The sequence below is a fragment of the Bacteroidia bacterium genome, assembly GCA_033391075.1.
Taxonomy (GTDB): Bacteria; Bacteroidota; Bacteroidia; order J057; family J057; genus JAWPMV01.
Window position 1 is genome coordinate 2,389,496 of record JAWPMV010000001.1, and the last position, 24,658, is coordinate 2,414,153.

Annotated in this window: 20 protein-coding genes and 1 tRNA gene; 11 read left to right on the forward strand and 10 right to left on the reverse strand. The window is 41.2% G+C overall.

Annotation, left to right across the window (positions count from 1 at the left end; all coding sequences use genetic code 11):
- The first annotated feature begins 57 nt into the window (after window positions 1–57).
- A complete protein-coding gene (locus R8P61_09745) occupies window positions 58–1,635 on the forward strand; it encodes a GDSL-type esterase/lipase family protein (protein ID MDW3647337.1) in 1,578 nt (525 codons plus the stop codon).
- A 63-nt stretch (window positions 1,636–1,698) separates the two neighbouring features.
- Window positions 1,699–3,129 carry a DUF1593 domain-containing protein gene (locus R8P61_09750; protein MDW3647338.1) on the forward strand — a complete coding sequence of 477 codons (1,431 nt, stop codon included), beginning with the start codon at window positions 1,699–1,701 and terminating at the stop codon, window positions 3,127–3,129.
- A 139-nt stretch (window positions 3,130–3,268) separates the two neighbouring features.
- Here the strand turns inward: R8P61_09750 and R8P61_09755 are convergent.
- A tRNA-Arg gene (locus R8P61_09755) sits at window positions 3,269–3,342 on the reverse strand.
- Window positions 3,343–3,415: 73 nt separating this feature from the next.
- Window positions 3,416–4,396 carry an AAA family ATPase gene (locus R8P61_09760; GenBank protein ID MDW3647339.1) on the reverse strand — a complete coding sequence of 327 codons (981 nt, stop codon included), beginning with the start codon at window positions 4,394–4,396 and terminating at the stop codon, window positions 3,416–3,418.
- 202 nt (window positions 4,397–4,598) lie between these two features.
- Between R8P61_09760 and R8P61_09765 the strand changes: the two genes are divergently transcribed.
- From R8P61_09765 to R8P61_09775, 3 genes are all read left to right on the forward strand, one after another.
- On the forward strand, window positions 4,599–5,195 hold the full coding sequence (locus R8P61_09765) for a hypothetical protein (protein MDW3647340.1): 597 nt from the start codon (window positions 4,599–4,601) through the stop codon (window positions 5,193–5,195).
- 96 nt (window positions 5,196–5,291) lie between these two features.
- A complete protein-coding gene (locus tag R8P61_09770) occupies window positions 5,292–5,834 on the forward strand; it encodes a cob(I)yrinic acid a,c-diamide adenosyltransferase (GenBank protein MDW3647341.1) in 543 nt (180 codons plus the stop codon).
- A gap of 9 nt (window positions 5,835–5,843) precedes the next feature.
- A complete protein-coding gene (locus R8P61_09775) occupies window positions 5,844–6,803 on the forward strand; it encodes an MlaD family protein (protein MDW3647342.1) in 960 nt (319 codons plus the stop codon).
- 205 nt (window positions 6,804–7,008) lie between these two features.
- Here R8P61_09775 and R8P61_09780 read toward each other — a convergent pair whose 3' ends face one another.
- The gene (locus R8P61_09780) at window positions 7,009–9,093 is read right to left on the reverse strand and encodes a protein phosphatase 2C domain-containing protein (protein ID MDW3647343.1); all 2,085 of its coding nucleotides are present in this window, start codon (window positions 9,091–9,093) and stop codon (window positions 7,009–7,011) included.
- A gap of 531 nt (window positions 9,094–9,624) precedes the next feature.
- On the opposite strand from R8P61_09780, the gene R8P61_09785 reads away from it, so the two are divergent.
- Entirely contained in the window at window positions 9,625–9,843 is a 219-nt protein-coding gene (locus R8P61_09785; protein ID MDW3647344.1) for a T9SS type A sorting domain-containing protein, read from the forward strand.
- A gap of 97 nt (window positions 9,844–9,940) precedes the next feature.
- Here R8P61_09785 and R8P61_09790 read toward each other — a convergent pair whose 3' ends face one another.
- The 6 genes from R8P61_09790 to R8P61_09815 form a co-directional block, all read right to left on the reverse strand.
- Complete coding sequence (locus R8P61_09790; protein ID MDW3647345.1) at window positions 9,941–10,129, reverse strand: hypothetical protein; 189 nt, start codon at window positions 10,127–10,129, stop codon at window positions 9,941–9,943.
- A 407-nt stretch (window positions 10,130–10,536) separates the two neighbouring features.
- The gene (locus tag R8P61_09795; protein ID MDW3647346.1) at window positions 10,537–11,538 is read right to left on the reverse strand and encodes an SPOR domain-containing protein; all 1,002 of its coding nucleotides are present in this window, start codon (window positions 11,536–11,538) and stop codon (window positions 10,537–10,539) included.
- 110 nt (window positions 11,539–11,648) lie between these two features.
- A complete protein-coding gene (locus R8P61_09800) occupies window positions 11,649–12,860 on the reverse strand; it encodes an SPOR domain-containing protein (protein ID MDW3647347.1) in 1,212 nt (403 codons plus the stop codon).
- Window positions 12,861–12,996: 136 nt separating this feature from the next.
- Complete coding sequence (locus R8P61_09805) at window positions 12,997–14,652, reverse strand: hypothetical protein (GenBank protein ID MDW3647348.1); 1,656 nt, start codon at window positions 14,650–14,652, stop codon at window positions 12,997–12,999.
- Window positions 14,653–14,689: 37 nt separating this feature from the next.
- On the reverse strand, window positions 14,690–17,851 hold the full coding sequence (locus R8P61_09810) for a tetratricopeptide repeat protein (protein ID MDW3647349.1): 3,162 nt from the start codon (window positions 17,849–17,851) through the stop codon (window positions 14,690–14,692).
- A gap of 316 nt (window positions 17,852–18,167) precedes the next feature.
- Window positions 18,168–19,388: a bifunctional 3,4-dihydroxy-2-butanone-4-phosphate synthase/GTP cyclohydrolase II gene (locus tag R8P61_09815; protein ID MDW3647350.1), complete on the reverse strand. Its 1,221-nt coding sequence runs from the start codon at window positions 19,386–19,388 to the stop codon at window positions 18,168–18,170.
- 367 nt (window positions 19,389–19,755) lie between these two features.
- Between R8P61_09815 and R8P61_09820 the strand changes: the two genes are divergently transcribed.
- Window positions 19,756–20,061, forward strand: coding sequence for a metalloregulator ArsR/SmtB family transcription factor (locus R8P61_09820; GenBank protein MDW3647351.1), 306 nt, complete (start codon window positions 19,756–19,758; stop codon window positions 20,059–20,061).
- Here R8P61_09820 and R8P61_09825 read toward each other — a convergent pair.
- Window positions 20,048–20,668: a WbqC family protein gene (locus R8P61_09825; protein MDW3647352.1), complete on the reverse strand. Its 621-nt coding sequence runs from the start codon at window positions 20,666–20,668 to the stop codon at window positions 20,048–20,050. The genes R8P61_09820 and R8P61_09825 overlap by 14 nt on opposite strands.
- A 101-nt stretch (window positions 20,669–20,769) precedes the next feature.
- Between R8P61_09825 and R8P61_09830 the strand changes: the two genes are divergently transcribed.
- From R8P61_09830 to R8P61_09845, 4 genes are all read left to right on the forward strand, one after another.
- Window positions 20,770–22,239 carry a GWxTD domain-containing protein gene (locus R8P61_09830; GenBank protein ID MDW3647353.1) on the forward strand — a complete coding sequence of 490 codons (1,470 nt, stop codon included), beginning with the start codon at window positions 20,770–20,772 and terminating at the stop codon, window positions 22,237–22,239.
- 104 nt (window positions 22,240–22,343) lie between these two features.
- Window positions 22,344–23,252 (forward strand): lysophospholipid acyltransferase family protein, encoded by a 909-nt coding sequence (locus R8P61_09835; GenBank protein MDW3647354.1) that lies wholly within the window; start codon window positions 22,344–22,346, stop codon window positions 23,250–23,252.
- Window positions 23,253–23,296: 44 nt separating this feature from the next.
- Window positions 23,297–23,635, forward strand: a complete 339-nt coding sequence (locus R8P61_09840; GenBank protein MDW3647355.1) for a YbaB/EbfC family nucleoid-associated protein — start codon at window positions 23,297–23,299, stop codon at window positions 23,633–23,635.
- Window positions 23,632–24,654: a glycosyltransferase family 2 protein gene (locus R8P61_09845; GenBank protein MDW3647356.1), complete on the forward strand. Its 1,023-nt coding sequence runs from the start codon at window positions 23,632–23,634 to the stop codon at window positions 24,652–24,654. Before R8P61_09840 ends, R8P61_09845 begins: the two co-directional genes overlap by 4 nt.
- Window positions 24,655–24,658: the final 4 nt, after the last annotated feature.

Here is a 24,658-nt window from a genome sequence, read left to right on the forward strand (position 1 = left end):
CCGAAAAATTTCTTAACATGAAGGTCAAAATCACATCACTTATAAAAGCGGTTTCCCATGAAAAAATTCATAGCCCTCCTCTGTTTTGTATTTGTTTGTAATTCGAGTTGGGCACAACGGGAGATTTCCCTATATGAAGGAAAGGCTCCCGGATCTGAAGATTGGACCTGGTCCGAGCAAGTCAGTACCCAAAATCCTTTCTATACAAAGTTGGTCTATAATGTTGCAGAGCCAACAATCACGGCCTATCTGCCTCCATACTATCTTGCTACAGGAACAGCAGTAATAATAGCTCCCGGAGGAGCATTTCATGTATTAAGTATTGAGAGCGAAGGCCATGAAGTTGCTAAATGGTTAAATAGTAAAGGAATTGCAGCATTTGTTTTAAAATACAGGTTAACAAGGAGTCTCACTGATAAACCTGTGGAGGAATTGGCGCCCTTGATGTCAGATTTCAAAAAACTCGATGAGAAAAATGCTCCGACAGTTAAACTGGCTCTTGCAGATGGATTAACTGCTATAAAATACGTTCGGGAACATGCCAAAGAATTTGATGTTAATCCCGACAAAATCGGTTTTATGGGCTTTTCTGCAGGTGCCACCCTTTGTATGTCTGTTGCCTACAATGCAAATGAAGAAAATCGCCCCAATTTTATAGCGCCTATATATCCTTATGAAAATGCCATCATTGGATCTGAAGTGCCTAATGCAAAGACTCCCATCTTTGTGGCAGTTGCTGGTGATGATCAATTAAAACTTATGCCGCACAGCCTGAATATTTACCAAAAATGGTTTGAAAAGGGGCAGCCAGCTGAATTGCATGTGTATGAGAAAGGAGGCCATGGATTTGGAATGAGGAAACAAAATCTTCCTACTGATAGCTGGCACGATCGATTCTGGGAGTGGTTGCAACTACATGGGTACCATAAAAAACTTTATCCCAATAAATATGAAAAACTCTATGGGCAAGAGGCAGTGGCCCAGGGGAAAATTGATCAAGTAAAGCAGATGCAAAATGATTATGCCCAATTGGCAAGGTATAAAGAAGCAAACTCAGCAATCCTTCCACGTAAAAATGGCGAAGAGCGGGTCGTGTTTTTAGGAAATTCTATTACAGAGGCCTGGGCCAGAGATGTCCCGGAATTTTTTGAAAAACATCCTTTTATTGGGCGCGGCATTAGCGGTCAAACCTCTACCCAATTGCTGCTGCGTTTTCGTCAGGATGTGGTCGAATTGCAACCCAATCTCGTCGTGCTTCATATAGGAACCAATGATGTTGCTGAAAATACGGGACCCTATGACCCTGAATTCACCATGAGTAATATTATCTCTATGGTAGAAATCGCCCGGGCAAACGGGATCAAAGTCCTGCTGGCTTCAGTTTTGCCAGCTACCAAATTTGAATGGAAGCGGGCTTTAGGAGATCGTTCGACTATGATCCTGGATTTGAATGATCGGATAAAATCCTATGCAAACAAAGAAGAGATCCCTTATGTAGATTATCATTCGGCCATGAAAAATGAGCAAAATGGGATGGATCCCGACATTGCAGCCGATGGAGTCCACCCTTCTTTGAAAGGATATGGCATCATGAAAAGCCTGGTCTTGCCGATAATAAATACGCATCTAAAATAAATGGTTCACATCCATAGGTTTTTGATTGAATTTTGACATATGAAATTGAATACTTCAATATTTATGAAAACGATCGTCGTACTGCTACTGGCAATTCTTTTCCAAATACAAACTCTTTGCGCACAAGAAATACAAAAGCAAAGAGTAATCATCCTAACTGATATTGAAGCCGATCCAGATGATACACAATCATTGGTTCGACTCCTGTTATATGCCAATCAAATCGAGATTAAAGGCCTGATAGCTACGACTTCCTGCTGGCTGACTTCAAGCATTCATCCCGAATCCATTGAGAAAATTCTTCATGAATATGGTGAGGTCCAGCCTAATTTGCTTCTGCATGAAAAAGGCTATCCGGAGGAAAAAGAATTGCTGTCCCTTGTCAAGAAAGGCCTTCCCAAATACGGGATGAACGGAGTGGGAGAAGGGATGGATTCAGAGGGCTCTGATTGGATAATAACAGAACTCGAAAAAGAGGATGAACGTCCTTTGTGGATTTCTGTTTGGGGAGGGGTAAATACCCTCGCACAGGCTCTTTACAAAATCGAAAAAACGAAATCTCTCAAAGAAGCCAATCGCCTCATCTCCAAACTGCGTGTCTATACCATTTCTGATCAGGATGATAGTGGCCTATGGATCAGGAACACATATCCTAAGCTTTTTTATATCGTCAGTCCAGGCGATCATTATGGGAGTGCTACCTGGACGGGAATAAATTCGGTCATAAGAGGAATTGATAACAGAAAGATTGCTAATTCCTGGATTGCTCAGAATATCCAACAGAATCACGGGCCATTAGGGGCCCTTTATCCCGATGTAGCCTGGGGAGTGGAAGGAGACACACCTGCTTTCTTATCCTTAATCAACAATGGCCTGAATAGTCCAGAGCATCCTGAATGGGGGGGATGGGGAGGCCGATATGAATTGTATAAGCCTGAATTTGATCCGACTAAAAAGGGAGGCTCCATTGTCGAAATAGGTTCGGAAACCCGAGCCATTTGGACGAATGCTATTGATAGTTATAGTCCTTATATCCACAGAGAATACGGAAGGACTGTGGGAAGAGATACTACAAATTTCGAGGGTTATAAAGAGACTTTGTGGCGTTGGAGGGATGATTTTCAGCTGGATTTTGCTGCACGCATGGATTGGTGCACAAAAAGCTATGAAGAAGCCAATCATCCACCTGTACCTCTTTTATCTCATCCTGAAGAATTCAGTGTCAAATCCGGGGAGAGCTTTTTCCTGAGCGCTTTTGATTCTCATGATCCGGATGGGGACAATCTGAGTTTTCTTTGGTTTCATTATCCAGAAGCGGGCTCCTACAAAAGAGAAATTAAGATGGGAGCCGAGAATGTGCATGGGGTTCATGTAACGGCACCAAAAGTGGAGAAGGAAGAGACTGCCCATTTTATCCTGAAAGTAAGCGATAAAGGGAGTCCGTCTATAACAAGATATAAGCGAGTGATTGTAACAATCACAGCTGGGTCATGATTTTCTTGCTAGGGATTAGAAAAATAAAGTGCCCTGCAAACCAAATAAAGAAATTAGGGAATAGCTCTGATAATTACCTACGTATTAAAAGCAATATCCCTTCATACAAATGGTATGAAGGGATATAAATCTTTGCTAGTACACTGGGAAGGATTCGAACCCTCAACCTCCTGATCCGTAGTCAGGTGCTCTATCCAGTTGAGCTACCAGTGCATGAAAAAGCTTCGCTTTTTCGTATAGGGATGCAAATATAATAGAGATTTTTTAAAATCTAAATTTTTCGCAATTAAATCTCAACGTGTCTCAAAATAAGGTCCACACAGTCTACGGTAGTTACCTCATCCGCCTCTGCTTCATAATTCAAAATGATGCGATGATTCAATACATCACTTGCGATTGACTTTACGTCTTCTGGCAATACGTAGTTTCTTCCTTCAAGGAAGGCATGCGCACGTGCGCCCAGATTCAAGGCCAAACTCGCACGAGGTGAGGCTCCATATTCGATATACTCAGACATCCGCTGCATGCCATAGTCTTGTGGCTGGCGCGTTGCCATGATGATGTCTATGATATAATCTTCGATCTTTTCAGAAACCTGAATCTCATCGATGATTTCCCTTATTTCCAGAATGTCTTTCTGACTCAAAACCGGATGCACTTCAACCGTATGTTTGGTCTTAGCCATTCTCCGCATGATGGTCTTTTCCTCTGCCTTGGTAGGATAGGAAACGAAGACTTTCATCATGAAACGGTCTACCTGGGCTTCAGGCAATGGATAGGTTCCTTCTTGATCTATGGGGTTTTGAGTGGCCAATACCAAAAAAGGTTCATCCAAATCGAAGGTAGAATCTCCAATGGTTACCTGTTGTTCCTGCATGGCTTCTAAAAGTGCAGATTGTACTTTGGCTGGAGAGCGGTTGATCTCATCTGCCAGGACGATATTGGAAAAAATGGGTCCTTGTTTTACTTCAAAAGAACCACTCTTCTGATTGTAGATAAGCGTACCAATCAAGTCCGCAGGTAAAAGATCCGGGGTAAACTGGATACGGGTAAAATCCATTTGCAAGGCTTTGGCAAGTGTACTTACTGTCAGCGTCTTTGCCAGACCCGGAACTCCCTCAAGTAATATATGTCCATTGGTAAACAAACCAATCAGTAGACGGTGGACCATCTTGTATTGGCCTACCACTACTTTATCCAGTTCCTGAACCAAGAGATTGACTTTTTCTAACTTGTCTGCAAGCATGGGCGCAGTTGAGCTTTGCATATGGTTTCTAAGGAGATTATTTGTTTGTGTTAAAGATGGACTAAGCCGGTTTTAAACTCACTTTAAACTGAGGCTAAATTACATATCATTTGGCACATTTGTTACTACTTTGTTTCTGCTGGTCTAATTTCTCCATAAACGGTTTATTATACCTCCTAAAAGCAATTGGCAGAGTGTTTGTTTTAATGTACATTTGAAATTGATGCAGAAACCTGGTGCCTATATAATTACCTTGCTAACGATTGGAATAAGCCTCTTATTTCAATCGGGCTGCGCCGATCGCATTCCTCCCAAGAGTGAACTTTTCTATAGCGTCTTCCTGGATGATTCCAGTACCTTTCGACATACTTTTTTAGGAGAAGCTATAAAAGAAGTCATGAAGCATGAAGAAGGGATGCGGCCGATTCATCAGGATGCTTTTGGCTTGAAATATGAGCTTGAACTTTCTCCTGATTGTAGAATGATGATTCACTATTTGCCGCAAAGCATGAAAAGTGGAGGAGCCGAATCCCGTAGAATTGCATCGATTGTGGCTAATGTCAATTTGAATTCAGAGGTTGAAACTGCAAGACTATACAATGAGATTGAAGAGCATTTTAATCTTTTGTATGGAAGAGAAAATTTGACTGGGAAATACGGAAATTACATCTGGAATTGCAGCAAAAATTATATCAGCAGCATGGAAGTTCGATTGAGTCTGGGAAATGACCAGAAAAATATCCTGATGAACTTTGTTGATACCCAAAGCGGGCAAATCATCGATAGCCTGGAAAACAAGAACCTCATGGTGAATCCCTAAGGAGATTCCTCTTATCAAAGCAAACAAGTATCGGACTTCTTAGTTCCATTTATTTATACCAAACAATAGCTATCCTTCAGTTTTAGGAAGAAAAGCATGAAAATCTATACGAAAAAAGGCGATAAGGGAAAGACTTCACTCTTGGGAGGCACACGTGTTCCGAAATACGATCTGTGTATTGAAGCCTATGGAACCGTGGATGAACTCAATTCCTATATGGGGCTAATTGGGGATCAGGAATTGGCCCTGGAGCATATCGGAATCATCCGAAATATACAGGACCGTTTGTTCCGACTCGGTTCTATTCTGGCCGCTGATCCGGAGAAAAATAAATTTAAGCTTCCTTCTATTGAGGAAGGGGATATAGAGATTCTGGAAAAATCAATGGATGTAATGACCAAAGATTTGCCGGAATTGAAAAATTTTATCCTGCCCGGAGGACATATGGCTAATTCTTTGGCTCATGTTGCAAGATGTATTTGCAGGAGAGCTGAAAGAAGGGTGGTAGAACTTAGCGAGCAAAGTGAGATTGATCCTTTAATCCTCATGTACCTTAACCGCCTTTCAGACTGGTTATTTGTCCTGAGTAGAAGCCTAAGTGCAGAAGCCGGTGCTGCTGAGGTCATTTGGAATGCCTAATTTGGCAGCATGAAAAGAGAAGTTAAAATTGGTTTGACCCTGATTTCAGCCCTGGCGATGTTTTATCTGGCATTGACCTGGCTGAACAGAACCCAATTATTCGCTCCGGAAGAAAAGAGCTATTTTCTACATGTTGATAATGTCAATGGATTGCTGGAAGGCGATCCTGTACTGATCCGAGGATATACTTCGGGCAGGGTATTGAACATTCTTCCCAAATCTGATAAGGTCGAAGTACAAATTTCCCTGGATTCTCAAATCAAACTCTTTGAGGATGCTGTGGGTGAAATTCAGATTAAGGAGATCATGGGGGGAAAGCAAATCGCCATTCAAACGGGTAAAGAAGGTCAGGTTCTCACAGATGGGGCAACTATTCCCGGACGTATATCCATGGATTTTAGTTCGAGTTTCTCCCGTTTTGGTAAATTGATGGAAGGGGTGGATGCTGAAAGAATGAGAGATGTCCTGCTGAAAGTTGATCGCCTGCTCACAGGCTTTGAAGAGCGTTTAGAAGGAGTTAGTAGCGAAAGGATAGACAATGCCTTCAGTCAAACAGAATTGGCTCTTAGCAGGCTGAATCGGACCCTGGCAGATATGAATGCTCAGCTGGATTTTCGAGATATAGATACCTTAATGGAAGGCTTGAAAACGGGAGTTGAGCAGGGAAATGAACTGCTAAGCCAGGCAAGTGAAATGACGCAAAGGATAGAAGATGAAAGTTTACCCAAAATCGAGCAAAGCTTGAATGATTTGCCCGAACTGATGGAGGGGGTGCAACATAGCCTGAATCAGGTCAATGATCTAATGGGTAAACTCAATAATGAAAATTCTATTGTTGGCAGAATATTGACGGATGAAGAGTTAAGCAGGCAATTGGATACCACTTTATTCAACCTGAATAAGACCCTGGAGCAAATCCATTCCAAGCGTGTGATCGTAGGATTGAAGCGAAAGAAGAAAGATTTGTAGGGGGACATAAACCACAACTGTCAGCCTGACTACAGTGGAAGAGTCTACAATACTTGCCCCAGGCCTCGGCAATTATCATTTTGAAGAAGTTATTGGACTCCTAATTAAGGTCCCTCGACGGAGCTTGGCATGACAAAGATTTTGTTGTTAAACATAAAAAAAGCCCTCAAAATGCTTGAGGGCTTTTTTTAATTCTATTTTCTCTTTACTGCAATTCTTCCAAACGCTTGAAAGCATCCAGATAATTGAGTTCAGCAGCGCGATTGAGGCTCTGCCTTGCAGTAATTGTATCTCTTGGATTATTTCTCAGGAGAAGTAGGTGAGCATAGAGGTAATGTCCTGCAGGCCAATTCTTTAAGGCAGCTTTTTGTGCAAACTTCAAAGCTTTGGTATTGTCCACATCTACTCCAAGTCCCATATGATATACATAAGCGAGAAGGTAAGCCCCGGAGCCATCCAATACCGTAGCTGCTTGCTCAAGTTGTATAGCACTTTGGCGATATAAGTAATCAGAATCCTGAGATTTGGCCTGGCTGTAAAAACGCTTTCCGTCTGAAAGGGCCTTACGCATACGGCTTTCATCTTCCGGACTTAAATTGGTGGAGTTGATTCCCGATGTAGGTGCCAAGCGCTTGCTTGAATTATCCTCGCCAGATCTACTGGTCCCTTGATTTTTAGGTTGAGTCTGTGTTTTGGGAGGGGTCTTTTTTACCTCTTTCTTAGGTTCAGCAGTCTTCTTATTGGCATCCGGATTCAAATCAAGGCCTCTGGAATTCTGGGCAATTTGATTAGGATCTCCTGCGGTTCTTCCTAAGGCAAGGTTACAGCTTCCAGATCTTCGGAGAGATTGGGTATAAATGCTGTTTCCCTGATCCAGAATTTTGCTGTCTGTATAGGTAAATGCCTTATTGAAATAAGCCAGTACTTTATTGCAATCTCTATCATCTGCATCGAAAAGCTCATTTCCCAACATCAAATATGCGAGTGCCAGGCTATCCTGAGGGATAGCTGGTTCAGCAGCTTCCCCTCTTTTGATCTTCGCTTTTTCATAATTGTCCAGCGCCAATTGATAGTTTTTCAATCGCATGGCTTCATGGGCCCACTCAAGGTATTCTTCCGGCGTGCTTTCCAGAGATGCCAGATCAAATCTTCGCTCTACGCCAGAATTTCTGGCAATCAGGGTTCTGATCTCTGTTTTTCGCTTATTGGCTTCTGCGATCATACTTGCAGCCTCAGATCGGGTCATACTATTACTGGCAATTTCCCGATCGATGTGGTTCAAGGCTGAATCAATTTGATCGAGAGCATTATGGTAATTTTTCTGGCTAATGAGCTGCTCGGCATTGGCCATATATTTCTCGTACTTATTCTCTCGGTTTCCAACCCAAAGAGCTACAAGAACCCATACAAATGCTACTGCAAGCACACCTATCACTACATTCGTCCAGAAATTGCCATTGCCTTTTTCTTCATATATATTTTCTGAAGCTGTCATAGTAGCAGCAGCCATTTCTTTTACTGGTTCAGTCTTGGCATCTACCGCATGTAAGGCCTCTCCAGCTTCTGTTACTACCATATTTCCCACGACATTATCCACCTGAATGAGGTAGCAGGAATAATTGTCTTTGGTAAATCCTTCGCTCAGGCTATTTATTTCCCCAGCGATAAACTCAGGCTCAGGCTTATTTTTGGCGCTGAACATAGCCGAAAGGGTAGTGCTACCTACTTGTTCGGCGATCCCTTTGGAACCCAAAAAGAAATAATCTTTTTCTGAGATATCATCATAGGAGATGTTCACACAATTGATCGTAGCAGGTTTATGTGAGCCTTCAATAAACTCATCATCTTCTGCCCCAGGCCCTGAATTATTGGACCCAATCAATTCGGACTTTCCATGACTATAATAATAAGCTTGTGAATCACCTACCCAGGCAAGACATACTTCACTTTTCCCAAAATGTAAGAGGGAAAGGGTAGCCTTCATTTGCTTTTTATCTTCGTGATCCTCCTTATAAGCTGTCAATGCAGCTTCAGCTTTCATGAGAGCTGCTTCCAGATAGGCTTTTTGTGTGTTTTCAACCGGAGGTGTACTTGCATAGAATTTAGCGAAAGAAAGGCCAATAAGCTTAGAGGCATTTTCTCCTGCATTGGGTCCTCCTTCTCCGTCGCATACAATGAACAACTCCTCTTCTACAGATGCCTTATCCTTAGTGGGCCAGATGAAATCCTCATTGAGAGATTTTCCACCGGCTTCATGCAAGGCTACCGGACGTTTAATTTGGATTTTCATTTATATTCTGCTTGTAATGTTGTGGTGCTAAATATAAGCCAAAATAATGAATATTTCACGGATTTGAGGATTTTCCGATCTTAATTTCCAGAATTATTAAGGTAATTTCAATGCTTGCAAAATCTTTATAAGACTGAACAGCATTGGAATATTTCATCTTTATGTCAAGCAATATCGAAAGAGTTAATGGGCCCTAATGCTATCAGAATTCGCCAAAAGAAACTATAGCCAATTTACTCAATCCAGAGAAAAGCCCCGGACTATTTACCACTGTCGTTTCGAGAGTTTAAACTATATTTAGAGGTAAACAATCCACTTTTTAAATAAAGGAGTCTGGTGCTCAAAACAATTTAGAAATGTAGGGCTTTGTTTTTGCGGATAAATAATCACAAATATAGTCTCTCGGGTATTGATGCTTTAAGCTATATTTCAATATTTTATTGTATTTATTATAACAACTTTTTCAAGTAAGACTAACCTTGCCCAATTCCCCGCAAATTTATTTCCAGGCTAATCAGCTAAGTGACCCGGATGGGGACAATATTTTATCTGACATTTCCGGATATAGATAGGTGGGATAAAGAACTTCGGATAATCGATATATCTGGACAGGAAGTTATCTCAGATAAAATTCCTGTACAAAGCCAGGAAATGATGATTAATACCCAAGAATTAGCAGAGGGGATTTATTTTGTCCGGATTGAAATGGGACTCAAACTTGGAACACATAAAATAGTTGTTCGCCATTAAACTCCCTTTGCATTTAGTATAAAATAGACCAGCCTCATCCCTAAAGATGAGGCTGGTTTTTTTTAGAATGCTTGTTGTTATTCCTAAAATTTCTTCCCTAGGGAAGATCTTCTATGGAATTGATCTTGTTCCGAAAGTAGGTGAGGGACTTACTTCTGGTATTGTCTCTTAGGTTGGGAAACTCAACCAGAATTTGTTGTACCTCAGATTCATTGAGCAGGCGACTTTTACCGGTATAGTTATTATGCACCGCCCAGCTTTCTGCAAATTTTCTGATATAGTACATGCCTTAATGATTTAGTATAAAACAAATAAAACGAATTCCTCTGAGCTGAGTTACAAAGGAAAGTTGAAATTTCTAACATCAGACAAATTTTATAGAAACATGAGTCAGAAAATGCAGTAAGGAATTGTCAAGTAAAAAAGTGAATATATAGAAGCTTTGCGATTAGGGGGAATGCGCATATGGTCATAAAAGCTTGATTAACAGTAGGGGCAAAGGATCGAATTAAATTATTTGACTATTCCGAAAAGTGGAAAAGATTGAATAATTGGTGAAGAAATAATTATGGATAAAAGGTAAGATGTAAGAAATTGGACTAAAAAAACAAGGAAAATCCTGCAGTCTAAACTCGCAGGATTTTCCTTTTACCAAAAACGAATGCCCCGTTAAAATTGGGAGTCGGCCCTTGGCTATTGAGCCAGAATCCAGCCGTTTTTCAGGACACCGTTTTGTTTAAGTTGTTTATTTCTCTCTGAGGCAGCTGCTCTGCTCGTAGCGCGGAATACAGATACCCGATAGTTTCCTCCATCTTTCTTTGGCCAGAGGATTTCAGCATTGATGCCTTTACGGGCCATGCTTTCTTTGAAATCACCGGCTTGTTCAAAATTATTGAAACTTCCTCCAATGATGTAATAGTTTCCTACAGGAATGGCCTGGCCCAGATCTTTGATCTCAGGTGAAGAAGCACTGATGACCTTGGCAGCATCATTGGAACGGCTTACCATAGCAGGACTTGCTCCTGCAAAAGCTCCATTTTCTGAAGTGAATATCCAATTGGAAGTTCCCCTACGCTTGAGAAGGGCACTATAGGTTTGTGCCATCTTCTTGGTGCTGGAGGGTAGAACAGATACCTTATAACTTCCTCCTTCTTTTTCGGGGAAAAGTATTTCAGCATCAAATCCATCTTCAATCTTTTTCAAGCGGGCTCTATCAGCCTGCTCATAGGTTTGGAAGCTTCCTGTTATGACATAATAAGTTGGGAGCCCATTTCTATAGGCAGCAGAGTTTTCACTTAGCCTTTGCGTGGCGCCTGATCCTCTCATAACTGCAGAGGGTACTGTCGGTCTGGCCATAGAAAGAATCCAGCCTCCATCCATTCCTTTTCGCTTAAAAGAAGTGGATACCTGACTTACTTCAGAGCGATTGTTGGAGCGATAAACAGATACGCGATATCTGGAAGATCTGTCGCGGGAATCAGGGAGAAGGAGCTCTGCCGGGCGATTATATTTCGCTTCTATCTTAACTTTGCCAGATAGTGCGGACTCATAGCTGTTGAAACTACCCACAACCAGGTAATAAGAACTCCCATTCTGGGCAAATAGGCCACTCACTGGCAAAAAAGCCAGGAGACAGCTAACAATAAAAATGCGGTAAATTTGCTTCCCTACGAACATGCTTAACGGTACATTCATGGTAATAAATGTTATTTAATAGATTGTCAATATCTATCATGTACTTTCGGAGGGAGCCTATGCTCAATGTCATGTTTCGGTGCATGACATTGTAAATATACGCTATTTTTTTAATTCTGTTTTTTATCCTCAAAAATCCAGGTGGATTTTTTTCCTTTTGCCTTCAACTTGTTGGCAAAACTCTCTACATCCGAGCGAGTAAAGCTTTTATAAACAGATACTCTATGCGTCAAAGATGAACCTGCAGCTGGAAATAATACAATGGCATCATAGCCTTGGGTTTTCCATTTTGACACGGCTTTGTTGGCTGAATTAAGAGATTTAAAACTCCCAACAATCAAATGGTATTGGGTGGCTTCAGTATCTTCATCAGCGCTTCTGCTAAGCCTTGCATTGGCGTCCGCAGGGATGTCATCCTGACCACGGCTTCTTCCGAGGGATGGATTATCAGTTGCGGGTCCTTCTGCAAGCAAATCTTCAATTGCAGGAACAACTTCTTCTTCCTGAGGGCTTGATTTCTTCTCAGGAATTTCACGGCTTGTAGATGTTGCTGGTTCAGTTTGAGTTGAACCGGCATCTTCAACTTCTTGAGCAGGAATCTGCTCCGCTTCTGTAATTAATAACTCTTCTTCTGTATCTGATCTTTTTTCAGCCGGACGACGAGCGGCAAGTCGATCTTCAACGCTTTCAGGAGCATTGAACCGAACTTTCACACCCTGGCTTAGGCTGGAACGGTGAACAGTTATAGGACTTTCACTAATAATGAAGGCACAAAGTGCAGTAAGAAGAGCAACGAGCAAGATAGACTTTAGTCCAGTTAAACTGAGAATTTTTTTGGACTCAGGACGGTCTGGTTTCTTCATGTCTGTGTTTTTGCGATAAGTCGCGATTTCAGTAGTGGGTTCTTTAATGTTGATTGGACTCAGGCCAAAGTAATCTTCAGATAAATTATTTGATTTATTTTCGTAGTGTTCAAATGTTAATATATGATTATCGCCTTTCTTTAACAAGCCAATTTCCGCGATTTCAAACTTTCCCTTCTGCCGTAGCTCATGCAGGATAACTTGCCTGATCTGTGTACTGATTTGCTCCGCGACTTCCTCCTCTAATTTAATCTTATCAGTAAAATAAGTTGATAATAATATAGTGGGATCAATTTCCGTGCTAAACTCAATATCTGTTCCAGGAGGATGCAAATGAAGACCAGATTCATCAATCCAGGAGCCTCGATTTATCTTGCGAAAAGTTCCTATATCAGGGATTGAAAATGCAGACAATTCCTGAAAGGCGCCTCTGAGATATATGTCGATATTAATATTCATAAGAGCAAAGGAAATTATCTAGAAAGAACGAAGAGATCCCGATAATATTATCAGGATCTCAGTTTTTTTTGAAAAATCGAATGTCTCGGAAAATTGAAAGCTTTCTCTTCTTATGTTATTCGATTTTTTCATCTTTTTATAATGACAGGGTGATACCCCCTCTAAAGTCTAATTGTCTCTCAGGATAATTATGCCAACGTTGGTAATTACTATTGAGTAAATTATACAAGTTTAAAAATACTGAGAAATTTTCATTTATTCTATAATCCGCACCAAAACTTATATCAACAAACAATCCATCACGTAATATTTCTCCAGTATCTGACAGTGCCATAGGTCGAGAACCATAGGTTGTCAGATTAGCGGTGACACTCAATTGATCCTGATAAAGGTACTTCGCAAATACATCCAGCCTTAAAGGAGCGGCATTATAATATTTGGGCAAAGTGTTTGTCGTATAGTTGTTTACGGTTACTGCTGCACCTGCTTTGAAGTCTTCTTCCAGGTCATAATTTACTTCAGCATGGAAACCGAATACGGTTACCAAAGAATCATAAACCACATCAAAAGTTGAGCCTTGTGCTGTGTTTACATATATGGGTTGGTCGGTAATTCTTTTGTAATAAATTCGACCAGAAAAATCAATTTCCCGGGCGATATTCCCCTTGATTCCACCATAAACATTCAATCTTTCTATGCTGGGCCTTAGGTTGATCAACCTTTGCATATAAGGATTTTGGTAGATCATATCATAGTAGGTGTTGTTGGTCATACCACTCAGATAACCTGCCTGGATGGCAAATCCATCTGGTACAATCTCATAGCTGACCTCTGCTACGATACCCGCAAAACCTACCGAACTTGTGTCAGCATTATTGTTGAAAAAGTTCAATTGAGGACCAATGCGTAGTTGGAGTTGATCGCCTTGTAAGGAGAAGTAGGGGAGGGCATCCAAAAAGATTCGGGCCTGATTGAGGTCCTCCGTCTTTCCGGTCATGAATTCAATATTGGTTTCTATACCTATTTTGGCTTTTTCTCCCAGAAAATATCCGGCATTGGGAGATAAATTCAGAATCAGATCCCGATTCCCATTATTTCCGTTAAAGAATTTTAGATTTGTTCCAATATCATAATCATAGACCGCTCTGGGGTCATAATTACTCACCACATTTCCTCCAATCTTTACTCGTGTAAATCCATTTCTTAAGGCATCCTCTCTTAATTCCTCTGTTGCAAAATCAGCCGTATCAGCATAATTGAAATAGGAGGTATTGTAAATATGGACTCCTCCATTTACGGTAGCGGCATCCGAAATGTACTTCAGTTTTGCATTTGCCTCATTCCGCCTGAATTTCCGCAGCGGTATTTGGGCATCTTTGTGTGCTGAAATATGGGTGAAATCAAAGCCATAGTCGACATTTTGATCTCGTCCATTATTGAGGTAGAGTTTGGCATAAGGGGTTACAAATCTTCCCAATCCCAGTTTCAGGTAATTGTTGAGCAATTGTTCCTTGCGTGTTCTGGGGAGTGGTTTGATCTGAGGAGGTGCAGGCTCAAAATCCGTCTGGATATAGAAATCCCTGGAAAAATAATTTTGAGGACCTGACTGGCCTTTTTTGATCTCCTGATAAGGAGGCGCTACAAAAGGCTTATTGCTGTCTTTTACATCTTCAACCCTTTCGTTTTCCAGGGTAAGGGTATCCTTACCGGCCAGAGGATCAGGTTGAGCGATCATTTGGTTGAGTCCTATGCAGCTGAATAGGATGAATATGCTAAGAATTCGAAAATTCATAATTCTGGTTTTGATAGATTAAGGCTTGGGTAGAGGATTAATTATTATTGTTGTTGCCACCGAGGTCTTCAACACCCCCTGAATCAAGGGCATTCTCTTCAGCCTCAATCTTATCCAATCGATCCTGGGCTGCTTTTTGTATATCGGGGAATCTATCCTCTGCGATCAAGCTTTCCAGGGTTCCTTTTGCCTGGAAGGTATTTCCAAGAGCCATATAAGCGTCAGCCGCAACCAAAAAGGTTCTGGCTTTCCATTCATTAAAGCTCGGATAGTTATTTTTCATATAGATGGCAGACTCTGTTACCTGGGTAAACTTGTCATCTGCATCCTGAAAGAATCGTTCTGCATCAGAATTGCCCTGGCGATCCAGAGATTCGGCTCTCCTATAAAATGCCTCACCCTGATCCAGCATAATTTTGGTAATCATGAACTGAGACTCTGCACCAAAGGCATTTTTAAATTCTCCTTCTATATCAGTGAAAGTATCCAGAGCTGCATTCATTTGCCCATCGAGATACTGGCTATTCCCTATGCCTACCAAAGCTTTGGTGCGTGAATAGGCGGATGCTTCCTGATTTTGGGCAATGCTGCGAAAAATATTGATGGCAAGACCGTAATCTTCCATGGCACTATAATTCTTGGCAATACCAAATTGAGCAGTTACCCGATTCTGAACTTCATCTGCAACGGTTTCCAATTCCTGGTAAAGGGCCAAACTGCTTTGGTAATCTCTCTGATTGAAGCGAATCTCTCCGGCTTCCTGTAGCGCCAGGATAGTGAAATCATTCTTGGAAGGAGTTTCGTAGACTCGCTGATAATCATTGAGTGCTTTGTTGAATTCTCCTAGTTCCCGATAACATCTTGCTCTAAATAAGAATGATTCATAATAATTAGGACCATTTTTATAATCCTTTATGTAGGTAGAAAACTGTTCAATGGCAGAACGATAATTCTGGGCAAAGAATCGGTCCTGACCTGTATTGAATACCAGGCCAGCGAGGTTTTCACTTACATCCGGATTGCTATTTCTGTAATCTCTGAGTATACGGTCGAATTCCCTTTCAGAAAGGAGGGCAGAAAGGTTGTCCAAAGCGACCTGGGCATTGTCCTGATCCTGCGGATAGTCGGTTACGACTCTTTTGAAATAGCGGATTGCCGCTTTTTCATCTCCAGAATTGTAAGAAGCCAGTGCCAATCTGTTATAGGCTGGAGCTGCCAAAGGACTTTTTGGATATTCATCAACCAGTTTCTTGGAATAATAGGCGGCTTTGTTATTGTCTTCCAGCCAGGTTCCATAGATTTCAGAGATTCTGTCCAAGGCATCATCTCTATAACTGGACTTGCGGAAACTCCTGATCAATCTGTCAAATTGTCCCACGGAACCCTGATAATTGTTTTGGCGGTAAAAGGATTCTCCCATTTGGTACATCGCATAATCCGCCCCTTTGTATTTAAAGTCTACTACGCGATTGTAATAGGTATTGGACTCTCTGTATTGTTTCAAAAGAAAAAGGCAGTCACCTGAACGAAGGAAGGCATCAACTACCTGGTCTTTCTTTCCATTACGTCCCGCATTGCTGATATAATCTTTAAATCCCTGGAGAGCGTTTCTATAATTTTTCTCTTTGAACCAGGTCCAGGCTACCCCATAATAGGCCTCTGCATAAAACTCATTCCTGTTTACATTTCTGGTTCTCAGAAAATCTCTAAAGGTATTGCGAGCTCCGGAGAAATCTCCCTGGCGGAACTGAGTTTCAGCCAGCCAATATTTAGCACTCAGGCTCATATCGGGATCGACATTATTGCTTATAGCTTTGCTAAAATACCTCCCCGCTTTTGGGAAATCCGGTCTTTCATATAGCTCAAGCCCATAAAAGTAAGTTACCGTTTGATAGGCCTTTTGGGCTCTGTCTGTTCTGGGGGGATAGTTCTCAAAATATTGAATAGATCGAGGGTAATCCCGGGTATATAAATAGGCTTCACCTATCATGGCTCGAGCCTCATTGGTATTTTCTGATCGGGGAAAATCCTGCGTCAGTCGAGTCAGGGATTGCAAGGCTTCCTGATAGTCTTCTGTTGCAAAACTCACTTTTGCCGATTGGAACAAAGCATCTTCTACAATTTCCGGATTGGCATAAGAGGTTTCCTGAGAAGCTCTTTGGAAGGCAAATTTGGCGCTAGCCTCATCTTTGGGATTCTTTTTCAGAAAACAGAATCCGAGATAATAAGAAGCGACTTGCTCCAGCGAATCCTTGGAGCCGAGGGCTCTTTCAAAATGTGGAACAGCCTCTGTAAATAAACTTTGTTTGTACTCACTATATCCAAAACGGAAATAGTCAGTTTTATTCATCCGACCTCTACTTTTTGTATAGCGTCCGAAATATTCTGAGGTCCTTCGGTAGTCTTTTCTTTCAAAAGAGGCATTTGCTACTACATAGAGGACCTGTACGTCCTTATTGGAAATCCTTCCCCGGATGAGCTCATCAGCCAAAACAAAGAGTTCGTCGTATCTCTTTAATTTTAGCAGAGAATTTGCCAGATATACGCGGGTTTCCTGTGCATATTTTTTTGAAGATTTGAGTTCGTCAAAAGCGATAACTGCTTCTTCCCAGTTTCTTTCTTTGTACAAGATTACCGAAGCATAGTAGTTGGCATCTTCCTGGTATTTGCCGGGTTTTCTTGCAGCCATTTGAAAGAAGCGAGTTGCATCTCTATTTCTTCCATCCATGAAATAGCTGTATCCCAACATAAATACTACCTCATCAAATCTTTCTTGATCGAGGCTACCACTTTGGTAGGCCTCAATTAGAGGCGAGATTGATGCCCCGTAATTTCTTCTTTCGTAGTAGAATTTTCCGAGGTAATAGCGCATCACACTGGATTTGGTGTTTGCGCCATAGGTGCGTAGGTAATTGGTCATTAAGACCTCTGCATCTTCTCTTTCGAGATGATATGCGCCGAGTGCCTGCATGTATTTTGCATTGGCGTGGAGGTCATTATAGCTTGCATTACGAATGTCTTCCTCAGCATTCAGGAAGGCTTCTACTTTTTTCTGGGCTGCTCCATATTTCCCTTTGTCAAAGAGTTCAACTGCATCATCATAGAGCGGTTGAAAAGGGTAAAAAGGAGAGAGTTGTGCCTCTGCCAGACCTACTGAAATCAGCAGAATAAAAATGCATACGGCATGTGGTAATCTCATGTTCTAAGAAACGTTTTTGAGTGTGGAATTAACGGATTAGTAGCAAAAGGGTGTAATTTATCAAGCTTAAGATTCTAGACAAAATTACGACCGGATCAAAATTAAATTACGGATGCTTCACCATTACGTTTATTTCGAGGGGAATTCAGGATCGTTTAAAAAGACAAGGAAATGTACAAAAGGTTGATTCGGTCCCCAATTTTTTTCGGTGAAGGGCACAAAGGTAGTGCCAACAAGCCGATATGAATCGGCATTGGTCAAATAATATTCGCATTTATGAAATATAAAATGCGAATGCTTGAAATTTTCTTGAAAACTATCCTTCCTGATTCAGGATATCATGCCCCATTTTAAGCTTTTTCGTCCACAAATAGGCTTCATTATGCTTATTTGGACTAATCTCAATAGGGACGTTGTCTACAATCTCTAATCCATAGCCCATCAAACCAGCTCTTTTGGTTGGATTATTAGTCATGAGCTTGAGTTTGCGTACCCCTAGATTACGAAGAATCTGGGCTCCCACTCCATAATCTCTTTGATCACTTTTGAATCCCAGCTCAAGATTGGCTTCAACGGTATCCCTGCCCATTTCCTGAAGTTTATAGGCTTTCAATTTATTTACAAGTCCAATCCCTCTTCCTTCCTGTTGCATATAGAGAACTACGCCTTTTCCTTCTCTGTCTACCATTTCCAGAGCTTTTGCAAGCTGAGGGCCGCAATCACAGCGACAGGAACCAAAAATATCTCCGGTGACACAGGATGAATGTACACGGGTCAAAACGGGTTCGTGCTCTTCCCATTCACCTTTTACCATTGCCAGATGAATCTCGCCTGTATCTAATTGTTTAAAAGCGACCATTTCAAAGTCCCCGAACTCTGTGGGCATCTTCACATCAATCTCACGCTTTATTAGAGATTCTGTTTCCAATCTATACGTGATCAGATCTTCAATGGTAATCAATTTAAGGTCAAATTTATCCGCAATAACTCTCAACTCCGGTAAGCGAGCCATACTCCCATCTTCATTCATGATCTCAACTATTACTGCGGCAGGCTCAAATCCACATATGCGAGAAAGGTCAACACCCGCTTCCGTATGACCTGCTCTTCTCAAAACTCCACCATCTTTAGCTTTCAATGGAAAGATATGGCCGGGTTTGGCAAAATCTTCTTTCTTGCTTTCGGGATTTAAAAGGGCCTGAACGGTTCGGGATCTATCTGCAGCTGAGATGCCTGTAGTTCCCCCATTTTTTAAATAGTCTACAGAGACTGTAAAGGCCGTCTGATGCGGGTCTGTATTTTTACCAACCATCATATCCAGGCCAAGGTCTTCGCATCTCTTTTCCTCCAGGGGAACACAGATCAAACCTCTGCCATGGGTTGCCATGAAATTGATCACCTGAGGGGTTGCAAATCGAGCCGAAATAACAAAGTCGCCTTCATTCTCCCGATTCTGATCATCAACCACAATGACCATTTTGCCATTTCTGAAATCTTCAATGGCTTCTCTTATAGTGTCTATTTTTATTTCCTGCATATGTGATTCAGCTTAGCCAAAATTACACAATAATTTGCCTATTCTTATATAATGCGTTTAAGTAATGAATGTTTCAAAAATCTTCCTTTTTAAGGAAAAATCTCGACCATTTTCCCATTTTTCAATCAGGGCAATCTTTTTTCAAAACCTCTGCCTTTTTATCCGATCGAATACAATTCCCTCATAGCAAGAGAATGGGCCACTTTTTTCTCAAAAAGTGCCTTTTAGGAGGACATATGGAGCTTTTTCTATGTTAAACAATATTTGTTTTTTGTTGAGAAAAAATGCAATATCGAGTACTAGGAGTATTCCATTGCCTTGGTAGAATGGAAAATGTTTAACAAATGGTCGTTCTAATTGCGAACTCATGACAACAATTGGTACACAATTTAATAAAGCAATACTTGAGAAGACGGCCAGTAGCCTCAAAGCCATTGCTCACCCCATTCGTCTGGCTATGATTGATCTGTTAAAAGACGGTCGCAGGATGAATGTTACTCAAATCTATATGGCGCTTGATCTGGAGCAAGCAGTTGCTTCCCAGCATTTGAGCATTTTGAAAGACCGTGGGATACTTGCTTCAAAAAGGCAGGGTAAGCACTCTTATTATTTTATAAGACATGCTGCTATCTCAGAGGTTATAGGATTGGTCATGGACGTTATTGAAGACTGATCATTCCCTCCTTAATGATTCTTTGGCTTTCCGGGCCTTCATTGAATAGCAAATCCAGGGCTGATAAGCCTGGCTCAAAGCCCTCAAAAACCTGAGGGTAGCTTTTTGCATTATACCAATCCGGACTATCTGAAGGCTGACTGCCAAAATCCCTTCTTAAATCCTTTTCCCCATAATAATTCTCTTCCTGATACTCATTCGTGTAACTGTAAGCTATACTTAAGTTGAGTTTCTGTAGGAGGAAATCCAGACAAGTTTGCTGAAATTCCAAAAGATAAACCGGCTTTGATTGATAAATAGCCTGAAGCTCATCTTCGTAATACAGGAAGTATGGAGAATTTCGGTATGCACTCAGCAAACTTATCCAGTGTTGCTTTTGCCAGTCTTCCTGATAGGAGATTTTTTTGTCTTTGATAGACATTTTCCTTCCTCGTCTGGCTACCGGAATGCTTAAGGGAAGTACTCGATTTGCTGAACGGATAAACATCCGGCTTGTATATTGCTGCTTTCTATAGTGCTGCCAGATTTCAATTAAGACCTCTTTTTTCCCTAAAACAGCCCCAAACCAGGGAATGGGAGGAAAATATGCAGCAGGTAGAACAATCATTCGATTTGAAATTCGTAGCTATGTTAGATGCCTGGCAAATAAAGCAAGGGCAAAATAAGCTATAATTATTCAGATTTGCTGTAAATTAGCCTTTGCACAAAATGAAAGATCAGAGGATTCGCTACATGCCCAAATACATCCTGCTCCTATTTCTTGCTCTTCCCAGTCAATTCTTTGCCCAGAATTCCGGCAAGATCAATTTCTATATGGACATCTGTCGATTTCGAGAGATTACCCGTGCAGGAAACCTGGTGGAACTCTACTTTTCCATTGATGGCAATTCAATTGTCAACAAAAAGGGGCCAGATGGGAATTTTCATGCTAATGTTGATTTGTCCTATTTCTTGCAAAAGGTAAATGGAAGAGATTCTATACCTGTAGGCGGAGATAATGTGAATATGGATTGGCCGGATGGAAGGTGGCCGGAAGATACCTCTCAAAGTACGCTCGCGAACTCTCTTTATCTTACCCTGCCAAAGAGACTCAAGCCCGGAGAATATGTTTTGAGGGGTTTTGCGGAAGATAAAAATTCCAGTAAACGCTCCTATCAAATGTCCACCTATAGTTTTGAAGTACCTGAATATCCTTCCCTGGGATTTTCATTTAGTGATATAAAGTGGATATCGGCCCGAACCAGTGGAAGAGGTTCGGGAAGTGATCGGGGAGGAATCCCACTCATCAATAATGACATTTTTGTGAATCCGGATTCCCTGGTATTCTTTCAGCAGCTTTACAATATGAATACCCTGGTAGGCAATAATAAATTTTTTATCAGATGCCGATTGATGCGTGATGACCAATATCTGATGGGCTATCGAGCGGAGATTCAATCCAGAACCCCCTTTCCCTTTAGTATACCCGGTCAAACGCGAAAGGGATCCTCCAATGCTTTCCTCAACCAATTGAATATCCGCAGTCTGAAGACGGGTTATTACTATCTGCAGGTTGAGGTACTTGAAAATGAAGACGATAAAATTCCCATCCAGCGATACCGAAAGAAGTTTTTTGTCCATAATTCCCGGATTGACCTTGAATTGGGAGCTTTTAGTAGAGAGACGGATATCTTTAACGAATATGATGAAGAAGAACTGGATTACTTCCTAAGTACCCTTGTACATACTGCCAATAGTCAGGAAAAAAACTTCATCAAAGTGCTCAATGACTATGAGCAGAAAAAGAATTACCTCTATAGCTTTTTTGAGAAGAGGCGGAAAGCAGATCAAAGTGTATTGGCCTTATGGGAAAAACATTTACTGACCCTTAAATATGTCAATAGCAAATATCCTTCGAAAAGCAGAGAGGGATGGGAAACGGATCGCGGACGTATCACCCTTAAGTATGGAATTCCCAGCGATATAGAAGTGAGAACCGACGAGAGAAATCTTCTCCCTCATGAGATTTGGAAATACGATCGTCTAGGGGTTCAAACCAATGTCATTTTCGTTTTTTATGAAAGTGATTTAACAAGCGGAGAATATTTCCTCTTGCACTCTTCTAAATACGGAGAAAAAAGCAATGCTCAGTGGAGAAGTCTGCTGAATATTCAGAATGCGACAGGGATTCGGAATTGATTCTTTGCTCCTTTTCGTGTACTTTATATTGAACGTGTGTTTAGCATGATTCAATGAGCCTTTATGCCAGAATACTGTCCGCACTGCTTAGCATTCCTATTTATTTGCTAAGTCTACTACCACTCTTTGTCCTTTATCGAGTGAGTGATTTCATCTTCTTTATTTCCTTTAATTTCTTCCCCTACAGAAAAAGGGTTTTGCTAAATAATCTCTTGAATTCTTTTCCAGAGAGTGATAAAGCGGAGATTATGGCTTATGCAAAAGAATTCTACCGACATTTCTGTGATTTATTTGTCGAATGCTTAAAGGCAATTTCCATTTCATATCCTTCCTTAAAAAAGCGAGTAAAAATTCTGAATGAAGAAGTGCTGGAGGAAGTCTTAAAAAAGGAAGAAGGCTTGATCTTTATTTCCTCTCATTATGCAAACTATGAATGGAGTTTTTGCAGAGTGGGAATTCTGTTTAAAGAAAAATTTGTGGGTGAAACTCGACTGAATGGCCTGTATAAGAAATTCAAAAACCGGGTATTTGATAAACTGGTTCGGCTTCATAGACAAAGGTGGGGGTGGAATTTGATTCCGATTTCGGCCAGTAGTTTTTCCATCTTTCGTCTCCTAAACAAGGGGGAAATCCTTGGATTGCTAATTGATCAAAGCCCTTCTCGAAGACAAGCCAAATATTTCACTCCTTTCCTCAATCAGCTGACTCCTTTTTCTACCAGTACAGCGAGATTATGCTTTGCAAGTCAGGCACAATTGATTTTTGTTCATACAGAAAAGCTGGGCCGGGGTAAATATCAAATAACTTTTAAAAAGCTGGATAGGGAAAAATACGAGCAAGATGAAAATGCTGTACAAAGATTGACTGACGAGATTGCCCGGCTTCTTGAAGAAAAAATTCAGAAAGATCCTCCATATTGGTTGTGGACCCATAAACGGTGGAAACATAAATTCCGTAATTCGGATAGCTTGTCAGAAAGAGCCCTAAAAGAATTTCATAATCGTTTGTCATAGGGCTATTTATGTTCTAAATTCGAAAAAAATAAAAGAAAAAGACCATGTTTAATTTGTCGGATATGATGGGGAAATTTCAGGATATGCAAAGTCGCCTGAAAGAAGTGAAGGAAAGATTGGATGATATTACGGTGGAGTCTGAAGCCGGAGGAGGGATGGTTCGCGTTACCGCAAATGCAAACCGTAAAGTCCTGAAGATTCATATTGATCCGGATGTGATTGATAAAGAGGATCCAGAGATCATGACCGACTTGATTACTGCAGCCGTAAACAAAGCCCTGGAGAAAGCAGAAGCTCGGGGTAGGGAAGAAATGGAGGCTGCTACAAAAGGAATGCTCCCCAATATTCCGGGTCTTGATCTGGGTCGTTTTGGATTATCATGAATCAAGCCAAAGTCAGCATTGCCATCCTCAACTGGAATGGCAAGTCCTGGTTAGAAAAATTTTTACCCTTTGTTCAGGAAAGTAGTTATCCCAATCACGAGATCATTGTGATTGACAATGCTTCAACGGACGATAGTATCCCATTTCTTAAGGAGAACTATCCGAATGTAAAGCGTTTGATTTGGGACAAAAATTATGGCTTCGCCGAGGGCTACAATAAACTGATCGAACATGTCGATGCGCCCTATGTCATTCTCCTGAATAGTGATGTGGAAGTACCAAAAGGCTGGATCGAGCCCCTGGTCCAACGCATGGAATCTGATAAAGAACTCATTTCCCTTCAGCCCAAGATTCTGGCTCATTATAAAAAGAGCTTATTTGAATACGCGGGAGCCTGTGGAGGCTATATGGACTATTTTGCCTATCCCTTTTGCAGGGGAAGAATATTTGATACAGTTGAGGAAGATAAAGGCCAACACGATAGCTTTCAGGAGGTGTTTTGGGCCACGGGAGCCTGTTGTATTCTACGGACTGATTATGTGCGAAAAACAGGCCTCTTTCAAGCAGAATTTTTTGCCCATATGGAGGAAATAGATTTTTGCTGGAGGGCGAAAAATTTTGGATACAAAGTCGGCTGTGAGCCCGCTTCCATTGTTTACCATGTCGGGGGAGGTGCCTTGCCGCCAAGTAGCCCTTTTAAAACCTACCTAAACGTCCGAAATAGTTTGGCGGCTATGTTGCTTAACCTTCCCGCTTCTCAGCTTGTACCTAAAATTTTCGCACGTTTATGCCTGGATGGGATATGGAGTATAAAGGCAATTCTCGGCGGAGATGTGAAAGGAGTCCTTTCTGTACTGAAAGCCCATTTTCATTTTTACCAGAAAATTCCATTCTGGTTAAAACGCAGAAAAGAAATTTATAAAGAATTTAAGCCTATCCAGCAAAGGATTGGCTATCATCCCAAAAGTGTGATCTGGCAATATTTTATCAGAGGAAAAAAGACATTCGGAAAGCTATAAAAAA